Origin of the sequence: Draconibacterium mangrovi, assembly GCF_010586825.1 — a bacterium.
GTDB classification, from domain to species: Bacteria; Bacteroidota; Bacteroidia; order Bacteroidales; family Prolixibacteraceae; genus Draconibacterium; species Draconibacterium mangrovi.
This window is the reverse complement of record NZ_JAAAGB010000007.1, coordinates 226,786-243,702: the sequence shown is the minus strand read 5'-3', so window position 1 is coordinate 243,702 and position 16,917 is coordinate 226,786. Positions and strand designations below refer to the sequence as shown.

Genomic DNA, 16,917 nt, shown 5'->3' with positions numbered 1-16,917 from the left:
TTAAAGTGGAATATTTGAATGCTTCTTAGGTGGATTAACCAGTTTCTTGGTGGCAAGACTTTGTAACCCGCGAATAATTCTGAACCTTGTATTACGTGGCTCAATAACATCGTCGATATATCCGAATGAAGCAGCCTGATATGGATTAGCGAATTTCTCTTTGTATTCTTCCTCGTGGTCGGCAACAAATTTAGCACGCTCTTCAGCATCTTCAATATCGCGTAATTTTCTTCCGTGAAGTACTTCAACAGCTCCGGCAGCACCCATTACTGCAATTTCGGCAGTTGGCCATGCATAGTTCAGGTCGCCACGCAACTGTTTACTCGACATAACGTCGTGTGCACCTCCGTACGATTTACGTAACGTGATAGTGATTTTTGGTACAGTAGCTTCGCCGTAGGCAAACATCAGTTTTGCTCCGTGAGTAATAATACCACCATATTCCTGACGACTTCCCGGCAAGAATCCCGGAACATCAACAAGAGTAATAATTGGAATATTGAATGCGTCGCAGAATCGTACAAAACGAGCGGCTTTTACTGATGCATTAATGTCGAGTACACCGGCTAAGTAGTTTGGCTGGTTAGCAACAATACCAACAGGTTGTCCGTCGAATTTAGCAAAACCAACTACGATATTTTTCGCATAGTTACGGTGAATTTCAAGGAATTCGCCATAGTCAACAATGGTGTGAATAACGTCTTTTACATCGTAAGGCTGGTTTGGATTATCAGGAATGATTTCATTCAATACATCGTCTAAACGGTCGATAGGATCAGTGCTTTCAGTAATGATCGGATCTTCCAGATTGTTTTGAGGAAGATAGCTTATAAGTTTACGTAAAATCAGAATTCCTTCCTGTTCGTTTTCAACAAGGAATTGTGCAACACCTGATTTTGATGCATGTACTTTACCACCACCAAGGTCTTCAACTGAAATGTCTTCGCCGGTTACTGTTTTAACAACTTTTGGTCCGGTTACAAACATGTATGAGTTTTGCTCGGTCATCATGATAAAGTCGGTAAGGGCAGGAGAGTAAACTGCACCACCGGCACATGGTCCGAAAATAGCTGAGATTTGTGGAATAACTCCTGATGCCAAAATGTTACGCTCGAAAATTTCGGCATAACCGGCCAGCGAATTCACACCTTCCTGAATACGTGCACCACCCGAGTCGTTGATACCAATTACCGGTGCTCCGGCTTTCATAGCCATATCCATTACCTTGCAAATTTTCTGTGCAAAGGTTTCTGATAACGATCCTCCGAAAACGGTAAAGTCTTGCGAGAAAACATAAACTACACGTCCGTCGATTGTTCCGTGACCGGTAACAACGCCGTCGCCCAAAAATTTGGTTTTTTCCAATCCGAAGTTTGTACAGCGGTGTGTAACAAACATGTCAAATTCTTCGAAACTTCCTTCATCTAACAGAAGTTCGATTCTTTCGCGAGCAGTAAATTTGCCTTTTTTGTGCTGCGCTTCAATTCTTTTCAATCCGCCACCCAGTTTAGCTTCTGCTCTTAGGTCGATTAACTTTTTAATTTTATCCTGGTTGCTCATAAAATCGGTTATTATAAGTGTCTTTTATTCTTTTCCACAAATTTCGGTTAATACACCCATAGTAGCTTTTGGATGAAGGAAACCAATGTTTAAGCCTTCGGCCCCTTTTCGCGCTGTTTTGTCGATTAGCTGAACGCCTTTTTCTCCAAGCTCGTTCAACGAATCGTTAACATTGTCAACAGCAAAAGCAAGGTGGTGTACGCCCTGACCTTTTTTCTCAAGGAATTTGCCAATAGGTCCGTCAGGACTGGTTGATTCCAATAACTCGATTTTAGTGTCGCCAACCTGGAAGAAGGCGGTTTTTACTTTTTGTTCTGCCACTTCTTCAACGGCATAGCATTTTAGACCCAGCATCTCTTCGTAGTATGGAATAGCTTCTTCTAGACTATTTACTGCGATCCCGATGTGTTCTATATGTGAAATGTTCATCTTGTAAATAATTGTATTCTTGAAAATAAGCAGATTTTGAACCAGTTAGTACAGTTTATTGAGGCATTAATCGTTTCTATTTCTGCTTATTTAGAATGGTTATAAAATATTAATAGTCAATTTTTTAAACTCCAACAAAGTTAGGCTTCTTATAATTCCCTATTCGCTAAAACCAGAAAACCTGATTGTTTGGTATCATGATTTTAGAATTAGTTAATATTCGAACGAAATGATAAAATGGTTGATGATAATAGTCATAAAAAAAGCAGACATTAAGTCTGCTTCATTAAACATATGTCTTTTATTCACCCCTTACATAATGGTAGTGTGGACCGAATCGTTCAAACGATGCTTTGTCTAACGATTCCTGATGGTCAGGGTGAGCGATAGAAATCAGAAGTTTTGCTCTTTCCTGAAGTGTTTTGCCATATAAGTTAACAGCACCATACTCAGTTACCACCCAATGCATGTTCGCACGAGTAGTTACAACGCCTGATCCGGAAAGTAAGGTTGGGCTAATTTTAGAAATACCTTTATTCGTTACCGACGGAAGCGCAATAATTGGTTTACCCTTTTTAGAGTGACCCGCACCGCGGATAAAGTCAATCTGGCCTCCAACTCCCGAGTAGTGAGTAATACCAATTGAGTCGGCACAAACCTGACCAGTCAGATCGATAGCCAGTGCAGAGTTGATTGCTGTTACTTTGTCATTCTTGCGGATGTTTGCCACGTGGTTGGTGTGAGCAACGTCCATCATGGCAACACGTGGGTTGTCGTCAACAAAATCATAAAGAGCTTGCGATCCCATAAGGAATGATGCTACCATCTTTCCCGGATCTGTTTTTTTCTTCTTACCGGTTACAACACCTTTTTCTACCAAAGGAAGAATTCCGTCGGCAAACATTTCGGTGTGTACTCCAAGATCTTTGTGGTTGCCCAACTGTGCCAAAACAGCATTCGGAATACCTCCGATACCCATTTGCAAACAAGCACCATCTTCAACTAATTCGGCAACATTTTTCCCAATTTTAATGTCCATTTCTGATAATGGTGCAGGATCGTGAACATACAATGGAATGTCGTCTTCAACGAAAATATCAATCTCATCAATATGCATCATTGCATCACCCCAAGCTCTCGGAACATTCGGGTTTACAGCTGCAATTACCGTATCTGCATTTTCAATAGCGGCGCGGGTTGCATCAACAGAAGTACCTAATGAAACGAAACCATGTTTGTCAGGAACTGACACCATAATCATGGCAACATTTACTTTTAAATAACCTCTGCGCATTAAACGCTGCGTTTCGCTTAAGAAAATTGGAATGTAATCGGCGTAGCCAGCCTGAGTTTGTTTTCTCAGGTTTCCACCAACAAAAAATTGTTCAGAATGAAAGATTCCTTCGAATTCAGGATTGGCATATTCAACCTGACCTTCTACATGGATATGTTGAATGGTAACATTGTGGAACTCTTTGTTGCGACCTCTCTCAACCATCGGTTTAATTAAGGTATGAGGAGTTACAGCAACACTACTTAAATGGACTCTGTCTCCGGTTTTTATAACCTTTACAGCTTCTTCCGGCGATACGTACTTAATATTTTTCATGTTTTATCGGATTATAAAATACGGCTAATAATTTCAGGTGCGCAAAGATAGAAATATAATTCCCCCCACTATGATTCGAATATTATAATGTGAAGTTCGAATAGATATGTAAAGTATTTGTTAATTGCGGGTTTCGTTACATTTATTTGGACTAATGACAAATAAGAAAGCCTGTTCAATTCTTAATCAACAGAATGCAGGTGAGCTAAATTGTTTCATGGAATTCATATAGTAAAATTATAGTGCAATGGATATGGTTCCCGACTTCATTTATTTATTTTATGAACTAAAGTTTGTAAAGTGTTTGTGGGTGTTTTTCGTGTTGTATTATTCCTTTCTACATAAAATTAGCTTTTAACCGTGTCATTTATTGGAAATTATCTTAAATTAGCTATCACCTTTACAATACATAATAGCGATGAACCAATTGCATCAAGAAAAGTTGATACTGCTTAATGTGTCCGACGATGAACTATTCGGCCAGTTATGTGGGATCCTAAAAACACACAAATATTGTGTAAAACGAGCTGTAACTATTCCGGCTGCCATTCAAAAAATTATTGAGTATTCTCCCGACCTGATAATCTGTAGTCATAATTTCACGGATTACGATGCTTATCAGACCTACAATTTATTAAGGAGGAGTACATTAAATTGTGTCACTCCCTATGTTGTAATTGTTGAAAATTATGATTCGGATGAAATAATGATGGGGCTGGAGTTGGGAATCGATAATTTTATTTTTAAGCCACTTATTGAAAAGCGTATACTTACAAAGCTAACGTTGTTGTTCGAAAAAACAGATAAGCTAAAAGCATTTGAGCGCTCAACTTTCGAAAAGCTTTTTGTTAGCTCGCCAATTGGGATGTTGGTTTGCGATACTGACAGGATTGAACGTGCCAATCCAGCGTTTTATCAGACTATGGGTTTTGCCAAAAGTTTGAGCCTGCCAGGATTAAAAGAAATCTTTGATTTCAGTGAATCTCCGAAACAGCAAAAACAATTTTGCATGTGTTTAAAAGGCCATACAACCGATTGTACAGTTTCGAATGTGCATTTGAAAGGAGAAAATGGGTATCGTGCGAATTTGTACATTTCAAATATTTCGAATTTTGTAGTTAACCGATTACTTATTCAGGTGGAGATTCTGTCAGATCATGTTGTAAAATCATTTTCTGGAAATGATCACAATTCAATATCTGAAACTCAAAATGAGCAATCAGCTGATTTTGATTTAACCTCAAGAGAATATGATATTTTAAAAATATCGGGAAAAGGAACCCCCATTAAACTTATTGCCGCCGAATTGGGAATTTCGCAGAGAACGGTAGAAAAACACCGCTCAAACATCATGCGAAAAACAAATTCAATGAATATTATTGAAGCTATTATTAAGGTGTATGGCATGAATCAAAAACTGTAAGATGCGTAATATTGCGTATCCGAACTATTAAAGGGCGGTAATCACGTATTGCGCAAAATTGTATCATCGGGTATTTTTGAACTGTGATTAAATGAGTAGCATCCCTTGGCAAAAGTTTAATTTTTAACAAGTGCCGGATAACGAAAAGGTAATTTGTTGATTTTATACACAGGTAGAATTATTGAAAATCGTCCTCCGTTAAATCGAAAGTAGGCAAAATATTATTAGTCGTATGGTCTGTCAAAATTAGAGGTATACACTTCTGTTCGTTGGTCAACATTTTAAGTTGTCTAATTTGTTTGTTCGTTACATTTTAATGTAAGGACCATGAGGAGTATTGCCCCAGAGCATAAAAAAATAGAAGATGCAGAAAACACGTATACGCTAACTATTGACCGATCTGTTTCATTATGGTAATTTTAGATGAAGTGCTTTAAGCTTTTACCCACAAATAAAAAGAGTTATGCTGAGGAAAATAATCTATTTAATTCTATTCGCGAGTTGTTTTGCAAATGTGCAGGCACAGGATAACCTGATGGAGCATTTACTGGAACTTATGCAGGTTGGAATTATCGATAATGAACTACTGTTGAGTAATTATAGTATTATTGGTCAGGTGGGTGATGTCAATACAATAGTTGTAAATCAGGAGCAAAGTGGTTTGCTAAACAATACCATATATTCTCTTCAACTTCAAACTGAAAATCAGGCTGGAATAATTCAGCAAGGATCCGGACATTCAACAGTTCTTGTTCAGGATGGAGCAAACAACCAGGCAAATACATGGTCTGTCGGAGCGCTTACAGCCACAGAAGTATATCAGAAAGGCAGCAGGAATACCATTAATTCCTATATCGATAACAATGGGATATTTCCAAAATCCAATTTACTTACCCAAATTGGAGACGACAATACTATGGAAATTGCCTTGTTGGGGAATGGTAACACCTGGACTGAGGATTTACCCAAAACTGTTGATGCAACTCAAATAGGAACGGATAATAGCCTTGAGTTAATTCTTGATCATGCGATTATACCTGGTATAAAAGTTACCCAAACGGGCGGAATGAGTTTAATACTCAAACACAGCGATTTTTATTTCCCCGCACAATAATATGAAATCATTTTTTTCGATACTCCTGATGTTTATTTGTATTGGCTTTTGCAACGCTCAAACCGATACAATAAAAGCTTCAAAGCAAATAAAAGAAGCTCCTGATGATTTGAAACAATTAATAAAGGAGATTACGGAAGAAAAAGCCCAAAAGGTAAGTCGGGATGCCGATTTAGAGATTGATGGGTTAATATTTGATGAAACCAAAACAAAGAGCGGACGAGAATTTTACGACTTGTTTTATCGCGATTGGGAAGCTCCTTCCAATGCGAAAAACTATTCAATTTTTGTTGCCGAAAAACCTTATCGTCTATCTACAACCCAAATTCAGGTTAGTATTAACGAAACACTTGTTTTTCAATCCTTCTTGCAACCCCGGGGGGATATTGTTGAAACCCTCGCTCAGGAGGCCGTTGCTCGAACCCAGGTTTATCTGCAAAATTATGAAGCAATATTAAAACAATTGGAGGGTGACGACCGCGCAGGTTCGGGCATCTTTTAAACAAAACCATACATGATGAAAAAAAAAATACTAATTCTGTTAGGAGTCTTTGCAATGGGCACTTCATATTCTTTTGCCCAGGATTTTGTTTATTCTCCTAAAAATCCTGCTTTTGGCGGAAGTCCGTACAATTACAGTTGGCTGTTAAGTTCAGCCCAGGCGCAAGATACTTATGAGGCTCCGGACGATGAAAGCAGTTCATACAGTAGCTATTATAATTCTAATCCGGTAGATAATTTTACAGAAAGTCTTAACCGGCAAATTCTTAGTCAACTTTCGAGACAGATTGTGAGTCGTCAGTTTGGCGAAGATGCATTAGATGAAGGAACATATGTTCTCGGTGATTATCAAATTGAAATCGGAAACGGCGGTACCGGATTAAACATATCAATCGTTGATAACTCAACCGGGGCAACGACATCGGTTGAAGTACCTTATTTCTAAAACAGATATGATTATAATGTTAAAACTTCAAAGACTGATTTGCAGGGTACTGTTATTCTGCATTATTGTATCTGTTACTGCCGGGTGCAGTCCCTATTTTTATCAACCATTGGGCAAAGAGCGGGAAGCACAGCTAGGCCCGGAAACTCCGGTGAAAAAGGATTTGCTGGATCTGCCTCAGCCCAAAGAACCCATCGTGGTTGCTGTATATAAATTCAGAGATCAGACGGGCCAGTATAAAGCATCGGATGTTGGCGCCAACTGGTCGACGGCAGTTACCCAGGGAGCTACCAACATTCTTGTGCGCGCACTGGAAGAATCGGGTTGGTTTGTGCCCATTGAAAGAGAGAATATTAGTAATTTGCTGAATGAACGAAAGATAATTCGGTCGAGCCGCGAGCAATACGAAGGAAATAATGAAGTAATGTTACCTCCGCTTTTATTTGCTGGTGTTTTGCTCGAAGGCGGAATCGTTTCATACGAAACAAATATTTACACCGGAGGTGCAGGAGTTCGCTATTTTGGAACCGACGCCTCGGCACAATACAGAGAAGATCGGGTGAGCATCTATTTACGTGCTGTTTCTACCAGTAATGGAAAGATTCTAAAAACGATCTACACAACAAAATCCATTCTTTCACAGGAAGTATCGATGGGGGTTTTCCGGTACGTAAAATACAAACGACTGCTTGAGGCCGAAACCGGTTACACCTATAATGAACCAACCGAACTGGCAGTTACTGAAGCCATTGAAAAAGCTGTTCATGGCCTTATAATCGAAGGTGTTTTGGATAATTTGTGGAGTCTTGAAAATCAGGAGGAAATTAAAGACGAACAAATACAAAATTATATGGCGGAAAGAGAGGACAGGGTAGATGTTGATCATATGGGCAGACCATTTGAGCAGCATTTGAGAGGAAAAATGTTTACATCCATTCTTGGGACCGGTCAATTTTATGCAGGCGATTATTCTATCAGTTACATTCGGCCTGGAGCTACGTTGGAATTGGGATATGCCTTACACAAAAATTTTTCCCTTGAAATCGATGTCGGCTATCAGCGCATACATATCGATGAACTAATGGCATCAGAAGAATATTATGCCGATATGAGTTTTATGTATTTGCTAAATCCGAAAGGTAAATTCTCGCCTCTGTTCGGTTTTGGGGGAGGCGCGTATTATGACTTTGAATCAAATGTTGGCTTATCGGACAATAGGTTGATACCCTATATTTCTTATCGGGCGGGGTTTGAGTATTTATTAGGTAACCGGTTAGCAGTAATTGGAAAAGTATATGTAAACCAGTTATTCTCTGATAAGTACGACGGTGACAAAAACGGACAGTTTAACGACCATATTTGGGGATTTAAACTGGGATTGAAATATTATTTGGGTAAAAATTAAAAACGAAATAAATGAGCAAAATAAATTGTTTACTAATTCTTTTTATAGCAATGCTTTTGTTAGCATGCGAAGAAGAAAAACTCGATATCGATAAGTTCGGCTCAATCCGGGGACAGATCCTCGATGGAGAAACATACGGCCCGTTAGACGGAGTTCAGATTGCCACTAATCCGGCAAGTACATCTACAATTACAAATACCGATGGCGTATTTGAATTTAATAAAGTAACAGAAGGAGAGCTTGCTGTTACTGCCCGGAAGAAGGATTATTTGAGTAATACAGTAAGCGTGGCAGTATATGAAAATGAAACAACAACCCTTACCTTTTTTCTTTTGAAAGATGATGATGATATTGGATGGGTAACCTTTTACGACCCAGTGCCGGGAAATGGCGCTGTTGATCAAAACACCTCCTTAACAATGCAATGGCAGGTCGATCAGGAAGATAACGGCAAGAGCTTAGAATATGATGTATATTATTTTAGGGCGAATTCAACAACGCAAAATTCGGCAGGTGAAAACCTTTCGTATCAGGAAGTGATTATTTCAGGCCTGGAGAATAATACAACCTATTACTGGTATGTTGTGGCTAAATACGAAGGCAGTAAAGTGGCCAATAGTCCAACCTGGAGTTTTAGAACACAGAGGGATAATTAGTTTTGAGGGAATTTTGAATTGGACGAAAGTAGAGGCTTTGTTAATGCCCTATGTTTATTATTTATGTTGATGATTTTAAAGTGGTGTATTGCTCTACTTGTTGCTAATGAGTTAAATGTAGAGAAATTACGTATATGATAATCTGTTTCATTTTAGTAATTTGATGTCAGATAAAAAATAAGGATTTAAAAATGAAAACTACCCAAAGTAACCTGCTTCTGATTGGAGAATCGGAAGTATCAAGCAAAATGTTTATTGATGTATTGGCGAAAGAGAATTATCACGTAACTTTTGTAAGTAATATCGAGATAGCTATTCAAAAGCTAATGAAAGAGCTCCCTGATTTAATTATCTGCTTTTACGACATAAATGAGTTAAATGGTTTCCAGGTTTATAATATTCTGGATAACGAAATATTAAAAAACGAAATTCCATTTATTATTATCTTTAACCAATTTCGCAAAAATGAGTTTTTTGTTGCGGTTGAATTAGGCATAGATAGCTTTATTTTTCCACCATTCGATCAGGAACGTATTCTGAATATTGTTCAAAAACAATTGATTAAGAATATGGAGCGAAAAGCTTATGGTGCAATTAAATTCGATTCAATTTGCAGGATGATTCCTTATGGTGTTTTTGTTGCCGATGACAGACTTATCACTCAAACCAACGAAACGTTTGATAAACTGGCAAACTTTACACCAAAAAGAAACGGCAGTTATTTGTTGAGCGAGGTTTTTGCCCTTAATACCGGCTATGAAGATGAATTGAAACTATCGCGATTTATGAATGGATTGACTAAAGATTGCCGCTTAAACAGAATTAAAATCCATGGAAGGGATAAGGAGTACTTCAACTTATATTTTTCGTTTGTAAAAAAACGAGGGTCTTCATCAAAAATCATAGGTGTCGTTATTCCATTAAAAGATAAAGAAGAAGTAGCAGAGGTGAATTACCTCAATAATATGAATAGCGTTAAATACCTTGATCCGAATGTTATAACAGCTCGCGAGCGACAGGTTCTGCAACTCTCTGCAACGGGAGTGCCCATTAAGCAAATTGCTGAACGATTGGGAATATCTGAACGAACAGTAGAAAAACATCGTTCTAATATTATTCAGAAAACAGATTGTGGCAATATCATGGAAGCAGTATTTATGTTCGGAAGGAACCACATGCTGAACGTTTAATTGTAAATATTTTCTGGTATTCCGGATTACAAAACATTTTCTAATGAAAAAGAGGCAACTAATAAGCTGCCTCTTTTTGTTTTAAAAAATAGTCCTCCCTGTCAAGTTAGTATTAGTATTGATTGACTGTTGCAACGTTTCCTACTCCCGACTGGTTGACGGTAGCGCTTGCGCCAAATGCAGTTTGTCCAATATTGGCAATATTGCTTGCTCCAAACTGATCGATGTCCAGAGTGCCGTTACCAATAGCAAATTCGGCGCCTGACAAACCTTGTACAACATTTAATTCACCTTCCTGGTAAATGTCGGCCGAAGCTACAGATCCGTTTTGCTCAAGCGAAGCAATGTTGTTGTCGCCAATTACAAGCATTACAGCACTGGCGTTTTCACCATTTTGTACTGTTTTTAGGGTATTGCCGTCGCCGGTTACAGTTTGGGTTGCAAAGTCATTATCGGCATATTGAATTACGCTAATATCGTTTAAATCACCTGTAATGGTTTGAGTCAGGTTTTCTCCATTGCCATACCAAACTCCATGTTGTTCGCCATAAATAGTGTTTGAGCTTCCGGTTACCGTTTGTAACGCATTGTTGTCGTCTCCCCAATCTTGATTAATAGTTAATGCGTTGTTCGCACTTTCTGCACCCAAAACATTTTGTGTTGCATCGCTAAACCAACCTCCTCCTGTTTGTGTGATGGAAAGATTGTTTGATGTACCTTCAACATATTGTGTGGCGGTATTTGGAGGTGTATTTCCTCCCAAGCCGTTTTGTAATATAGTGGCGGTATTGTCTCCACTTGTTGAAGTAAAGATTTGAGAGGCTACACTTGAATAACTTCCTGTTTGATAGATTGATGCATTGTCATTGTAACCTTCCATAATTTGTGTTGCCAAATTCTCCGAACCACTTACTTGTTCAATTGTGGCATTATTCATATCTCCTGTCAGATCTTGGATAGCAACATTCATATATCCAGACTGATTTACTGAAGCGTTGTTGTCATCTCCTGTAAAGGTTTGAAAAGCATCGCCATAATTACCTGTCTGTTCAACATATCCTGTATTGTCGTTTCCAACTGTTACAGTCTGTTCTGACTGGTTGCCTTGACCGTTTTGAAAAGCAGTTAAAGTAGATATTGCAGTGCTATTGCCTGATGAAAAAGTCTGGTGTGCTTCATTTGCTTCCCCGGATTGATCAATATCAGCATAGTTTTCTTTGCTCAAATTGCCAAAAAACTGGGTGGCAATATTTGAAGTACCATTCTGGTAAATGTCGCCACCGGCATCAAGACTTTGCATTAGCTGTGTTGCCTGGTTTAAATTTCCTTCCTGAAAAATTACTCCAGTAGCAAATGGTGTTTGGTCTCCGTCGTATGAAGAACCACCTGCCAATAAAGTTGACTGTGTTGCAACATTCTCATTTCCTACTTGAGTTGCAGTAAACTCAACCGATCCCTGGTCACCATCAGTAGATGATTGCTCAATAGTATTTGAATTACCGAATTGCGAAGCTGTAAAAACCCGTGATACAAATCTGTTAAGCAGATCATCTCCGTTGTTTTCCTGTGTTTGTCTAATACTGTTGTTTTCTCCTTCCTGAGTAGCATCAGCCGTTAAAATACTTCCATCGGTGTCATCGTCATCCGTAATAGTTTGGTTAATAGTAACGCTGTTTGCCACTCCTCCCGGAGTATTTGTTTGATTAACCGTTGCACTTATGGTGTTAACATTGTTAACGTTTAAAACACTGCTTTGTGTAACCGTAGCTATGTTTGTTCCCGTTTGTGTAACGGCCGCCTGTACTGAAGTACCGCTTTCGTTGGTTTGATCAACAACAGCCTGTTGTGCAAATGTTAATGCAACAAGGGCCATAAAGACAAATAAAAATCCTAATTTTTTCATAATTTAAAATTTTAGTTGTTAATAATGTGGATTAAAAAAGAGTATGTTGTGTTTCATGTTTGACAGGAATAACAGTTATTTTCTTTCAGTTGTTATCTCAAAATTATTTCAGTTTCAGCCAAAATAAAATACGTGAAATAGGAAGTTTTATCAAAGGTGTAGATAATGCTTAATTTTCTCGTTCAAGAAAATGCGCACAGCGTAAGATGCTGTATGTCAGTATGTAGAATTGCTGTGTGTTTGCGCTGTCTCTTTTATTTGAATAAATGTGCGACGTCTGCTTTGGTGCTACTTAATTTATTGATCTTTTAACTAGTAGTACCCCTAGGTCTGTTCTGTTTGCTTAAAATGCTTATTGTTTCGGTTGAGGTATCAACTTACTTTTACGATGCAGTAGTAACGAAGTAATTAAGATACCCTTATTTTTTATTAAACCTTGAAATTAAAGATCGAATAAAAACACCATTAAATCCGGTATCACAATTAATGTAAAAATTTTCTCTGACAACATTCGATTTTTAATTCGTTAAGAAAGATCCGAAAACGGATCTTTCTTTTTTATCTTTCTGTCCTTTTTTCTACTTTTAAGCACAAAATCATAAAACAAGTAGATCATGTTGAAAGAAAAAGTACTAAAAGCGTTAAATGAGCAAATAAACGCAGAACAATATTCATCATTATTATACCTCTCAATGTCAGCCTATTTTAACGATAAAGGGCTGCCGGGTTTTGCCAACTGGATGTATGTTCAGTACCAGGAAGAGCTGACTCATGCCAATAAGTTTTTTAATTATGTAGTTGAACGTGGAGGTAAAGTTGAGTTAAAAGCCATTGACCAAATGCCAACTACATGGGAAGGTGTTATTGATGTTTATGAGAAAACACTTGAACATGAGCAGTTGGTTACCAGTTTGATCGATAATTTGGTTGATGTTGCCGTTGAGGAAAGAGATCATGCAACACAAAGTTTTTTGCGCTGGTTTGTTGATGAGCAAGTAGAAGAAGAAGCTAACGTTACAGAAATACTTGATACGTTAAAGCTCATTAATGGCCAAGGTAACGGTATTTTTATGCTGGATCGTGAAATGCGTAATCGTACCTTCGTTGATACTACTGCTGCAGCACAATAAAATTCAAATCAATATATAGAATTAAAAGGCTGCTCTTTTGGCAGCCTTTTTTATTTTTACACCATGGAACCCAGAGAACAAATATATACCAGATACGACCACTTAAAGGAGTTTTGCCAGTTAACGTGGGACGATGCATCGTTTCTGAAACTTGAGAATGCTTTTGAATTCGCCCAAAAAGTTCTTGGTGAAACCCGCTTTTCCCACGGCGAAGTAATTCTAAGTCATTCACTCGAAGTGGCCTCCATAATTGCAATGGAGATCGGTCTTGAGCCCGACTCGGTAATTACAGGTTTGTTACACAACGTAATGTACGCCGGGTTAAAGGAAAAAGTAACCCAGGAAGAAATTGGTGAAAAATTTGGAACGCATATCAGTTCTATTCTGGAAGGCATGGCTAAAATCAATGCGTTGGGAACCGATACCATTGACCTGCATTCGGAAAATTACCGAAAACTGATGCTTGCGTTGGCCGGCGATGTACGTGTAATTCTGGTGAAAATTGCCGACCGTTTACAGGTAATGCGCAATCTTGAAGTTTACAACGAAGCAAACCGTCAGAAACTCGCCAACGAAACACAATATTTATATGCTCCTTTGGCTCACCGGCTTGGTCTGTACAATATAAATTCCGAGATGCAGGATATTTGCCTGAAAATTCAAAAGCCTGATGAATATTTTTACGTAGTAAACCGTTTAAAAGAAACCGAACGCGAGCGAGCCAGCTTTGTAGCCGAATTTGTTAAACCCATTGAGAAAAAGCTACAGCAACGCGGATTGAAATTTTCGATGAAAGCACGTACAAAGTCTATTTCATCGATTAATACCAAAATGCGCAAAAAGAATGTATCGTTCGACGAGGTAATGGATTTGTTTGCCATTCGTGTGATTCTTGATTCGGAACCGGAAAATGAAAAAGCCGACTGCTGGACTGCTTATTCCTTTGTTACCGAGGAGTATCAAACCAATCCGAATCGCTTGCGTGATTGGATAACCATTCCAAAATCAAACGGCTACGAGTCGCTTCACACAACGGTAATGGGGCCGCATAAAAAATGGGTTGAAATACAAATCCGTACCAAACGAATGGACGAAGTTGCTGAAAAAGGTTTGGCTGCACACTGGAAGTATAAAGGTGGTAAGGAATCCAGTTTCGACTCATGGCTGGCCGGAATTCGCGATATTCTTGAAAATCCGGGATTAAATGCGGTTGATTTCATCGATCATTTTAACACTGATATATACAGCGACGAGATATTTGTTTTTACGCCAAAGGGCGATTTGAAGAAAATGCCATCGGGTGCTACAGTGCTGGATTTTGCTTACGAAATTCATTCGCGCATTGGCGATACCTGTGTTGGCGGAAAAATAAATGGCAAGAAAGTTACTTTAAAACACAAACTTAAAAACGGCGATCAAATTGAGATTGACACGTCGAATAACCAGAAACCAAAATTAGACTGGTTGGATTTTGTGGTTACATCGAAAGCTAAAAACCGGGTAAAAACGAGTTTGAACGAAGACCGTAACCGCCAGGCAAATGATGGCCGAGAAATGTTGTTGCGCAAATTTAAAAACTGGAAACTGGATTTGAACGACGATGCAATACGTAAAATTCTGAAACATTTTGGCTTTAAACTGGCAGTTGATTTATACTATGAAATAGCAATTGGTAAAATCGATACGCTTGAAGTTAAATCGCTTTTTGTTGAAAAAGAAGAAGAGGAGACAACGAAAAAGACCATTGAAGAGCTTTTGCCAACAAGCGAGGCGAAAAATTTTACGTATGATGGTGGCGAAGACTTTCTGATCATCGACAATAACCTGAAAAACGTAAATTATAAGTTGGCAAAATGTTGTAATCCGGTTTTTGGCGATAAAATTTTTGGGTTTGTTACCATAAATGAAGGTATAAAAATTCATCGTGCCAGTTGCCCGAATGCGCCTCAAATGAAAGAGCGTTTTCCTTACCGTATTATAAAAACCGTGTGGAAAGACAATACCAGTAACAGCTCATTCTTAACTTCATTGCACGTGTCCGGGACGGATGAAGTTGGTATCATTTCTGAGATTACACACATAATTGCAAAAGATGTTGGCACACAAATGCGATCGATAAATATTTCGAGCGATAAAGGCAATTTCGAAGGAATATTACAGATTTCGGTTTATAATCTTGATCACCTCGAATTTCTAATTCATAAACTAAAAAAGGTAAATGGTGTTATTTCAGTAAGCAGGGGAGAGAAATAGAAATGGAGAGTACGGAAATTGAAAACAACCTGAAAGTAATTGAAGATTTGTTGAGAACCGAGAAGGCGGAACAAGCCAGAAACCTTTTTGAAAAACTTGATGAGCAGAATACTGTACGTTATTTTTTACTGAAAGGAAATATTGCACAAAAATACCAAAATTGGGGAGAGGCTATTAATGCTTTTAACCATGTGTTGGATATTGACTCCGGGAATACTGAGGCGGCAAACAATCTTCACCTCATTAGAAATATATTGAACTTTTGGAATCCGGATTTACTTAACCCGTAAGTAGCTAGAAAATAACGCCATTTTTAAATGGTATTGTTTTTGTTTTTGCAATATATGTAAAAAGAGTCGCGAATCTTAATTGCTGTATTTTAGGTTTTTAATTCAGAATTACTATTTTTGGGGCTCATCGACGAAATTTACAGGAAAATTAAATTGAATTATAAAATATCAAAAAGTAGTTGAAAAATGAAAAGAGTAGTATTGTTAATGGTGATTGTGTTTATTTCAGTAATGTCATTTGCCCAGGACGCCAGTGAAGTAATGACTCAGGCAAATGCCGCTGTTGAAAGCAAAGATTTTGAAAAAGCAATTGAATTATTCGAATCTGTATTGGCTATCCCTGATCATGGACAGAATGAGGATAATATTAATGCCGTACTTGGTCAATTGCGCCCGGCTGTAGCAAAGAGTAAAGCATCGGATGCAGTAGATAGCAAAGAGTACGATAAAGCAATTGAGCTTTATAAAGCTGCTATAGCAAATTATCCTGAGGAAGGTATTGAAGAGCAAGCAGGTAAAATTTTCTATAATGAAGGAATTAAAAGCTATAAAAGCGAAGACTTTGTTGAAGCCGCCAATTGTTTTGCTATTTCACAAAACGATTTTAATAACGACAAGGCCGAAAAATACAAAAGTGCTTCGTTGAAAAAGGCTGCTGAAGCTTTAGTTGCTGAAGGAAAATCGTCAGTTGAAGGAGTTGCTGTTAGCGAGGAAAATAAAGCCGAATTGGTTGAAAACATTGCCAAGGTTTATTTCTCTCAAGGATACGACAAGTATCAGGAAGGAGCTGCCACCATTAAAAGTGCAACCGAAAGTGTTAATTCTGGTAGCATCACAACTTTAGACGACGAATATAAAAATGCAGTAGCAGCGGGTAAGAAAAGCTTTGAACAAGCTATTCCGTTGCTGAAAAAAGCCCTGGAGCTTGATCCTACAAATGCAAATGCTAAAAAAGTATTGGCTGCATGTGAGCAAAGTTTATAAGAGATTTGCAATTATAAAGTAAAAG

15 protein-coding genes are annotated in these 16,917 nt (G+C 38.2%); 11 read left to right on the top strand and 4 right to left on the bottom strand.

What is annotated here, in order from left to right:
• The 3 genes from G4420_RS17475 to G4420_RS17465 form a co-directional block, all read right to left on the bottom strand.
• Window positions 1–1,560, bottom strand: coding sequence for an acyl-CoA carboxylase subunit beta (locus tag G4420_RS17475; protein ID WP_163325222.1), 1,560 nt, complete (start codon window positions 1,558–1,560; stop codon window positions 1–3).
• A 24-nt stretch (window positions 1,561–1,584) separates the two neighbouring features.
• Window positions 1,585–1,989, bottom strand: coding sequence for a methylmalonyl-CoA epimerase (gene mce / locus G4420_RS17470; protein WP_163325221.1), 405 nt, complete (start codon window positions 1,987–1,989; stop codon window positions 1,585–1,587).
• Between the two features lie 301 nt (window positions 1,990–2,290).
• Window positions 2,291–3,598 carry an acetyl-CoA hydrolase/transferase family protein gene (locus G4420_RS17465; RefSeq protein WP_163325220.1) on the bottom strand — a complete coding sequence of 436 codons (1,308 nt, stop codon included), beginning with the start codon at window positions 3,596–3,598 and terminating at the stop codon, window positions 2,291–2,293.
• A gap of 418 nt (window positions 3,599–4,016) precedes the next feature.
• Between G4420_RS17465 and G4420_RS17460 the strand changes: the two genes are divergently transcribed.
• From G4420_RS17460 to G4420_RS17430, 7 genes are all read left to right on the top strand, one after another.
• Window positions 4,017–5,021, top strand: coding sequence for a LuxR C-terminal-related transcriptional regulator (locus tag G4420_RS17460; protein ID WP_163325219.1), 1,005 nt, complete (start codon window positions 4,017–4,019; stop codon window positions 5,019–5,021).
• A 463-nt stretch (window positions 5,022–5,484) separates the two neighbouring features.
• A complete protein-coding gene (locus G4420_RS17455) occupies window positions 5,485–6,135 on the top strand; it encodes a hypothetical protein (protein ID WP_163325218.1) in 651 nt (216 codons plus the stop codon).
• Window position 6,136: 1 nt separating this feature from the next.
• Window positions 6,137–6,637: a CsgE family curli-type amyloid fiber assembly protein gene (locus tag G4420_RS17450; protein ID WP_163325217.1), complete on the top strand. Its 501-nt coding sequence runs from the start codon at window positions 6,137–6,139 to the stop codon at window positions 6,635–6,637.
• A 12-nt stretch (window positions 6,638–6,649) separates the two neighbouring features.
• Entirely contained in the window at window positions 6,650–7,081 is a 432-nt protein-coding gene (locus G4420_RS17445; RefSeq protein ID WP_204273727.1) for a curli production assembly/transport component CsgF, read from the top strand.
• A gap of 16 nt (window positions 7,082–7,097) precedes the next feature.
• Window positions 7,098–8,486: a CsgG/HfaB family protein gene (locus G4420_RS17440; protein ID WP_163325216.1), complete on the top strand. Its 1,389-nt coding sequence runs from the start codon at window positions 7,098–7,100 to the stop codon at window positions 8,484–8,486.
• An 11-nt stretch (window positions 8,487–8,497) separates the two neighbouring features.
• Window positions 8,498–9,142: a carboxypeptidase regulatory-like domain-containing protein gene (locus G4420_RS17435; RefSeq protein WP_163325215.1), complete on the top strand. Its 645-nt coding sequence runs from the start codon at window positions 8,498–8,500 to the stop codon at window positions 9,140–9,142.
• A 191-nt stretch (window positions 9,143–9,333) separates the two neighbouring features.
• A complete protein-coding gene (locus G4420_RS17430) occupies window positions 9,334–10,332 on the top strand; it encodes a response regulator transcription factor (RefSeq protein ID WP_163325214.1) in 999 nt (332 codons plus the stop codon).
• A gap of 112 nt (window positions 10,333–10,444) precedes the next feature.
• On the opposite strand, the gene G4420_RS17425 is transcribed toward G4420_RS17430, so the two are convergent.
• Complete coding sequence (locus G4420_RS17425) at window positions 10,445–12,235, bottom strand: beta strand repeat-containing protein (RefSeq protein WP_163325213.1); 1,791 nt, start codon at window positions 12,233–12,235, stop codon at window positions 10,445–10,447.
• A 614-nt stretch (window positions 12,236–12,849) separates the two neighbouring features.
• On the opposite strand from G4420_RS17425, the gene G4420_RS17420 reads away from it, so the two are divergent.
• From G4420_RS17420 to G4420_RS17405, 4 genes are all read left to right on the top strand, one after another.
• On the top strand, window positions 12,850–13,365 hold the full coding sequence (locus tag G4420_RS17420; RefSeq protein ID WP_163325212.1) for a ferritin: 516 nt from the start codon (window positions 12,850–12,852) through the stop codon (window positions 13,363–13,365).
• Between the two features lie 63 nt (window positions 13,366–13,428).
• A complete protein-coding gene (locus G4420_RS17415; protein ID WP_163325211.1) occupies window positions 13,429–15,618 on the top strand; it encodes a RelA/SpoT family protein in 2,190 nt (729 codons plus the stop codon).
• A 2-nt stretch (window positions 15,619–15,620) separates the two neighbouring features.
• Entirely contained in the window at window positions 15,621–15,908 is a 288-nt protein-coding gene (locus G4420_RS17410; RefSeq protein WP_163325210.1) for a hypothetical protein, read from the top strand.
• A 186-nt stretch (window positions 15,909–16,094) separates the two neighbouring features.
• Window positions 16,095–16,892, top strand: coding sequence for a tetratricopeptide repeat protein (locus G4420_RS17405; RefSeq protein ID WP_163325209.1), 798 nt, complete (start codon window positions 16,095–16,097; stop codon window positions 16,890–16,892).
• The last annotated feature ends 25 nt before the right edge of the window (window positions 16,893–16,917 follow it).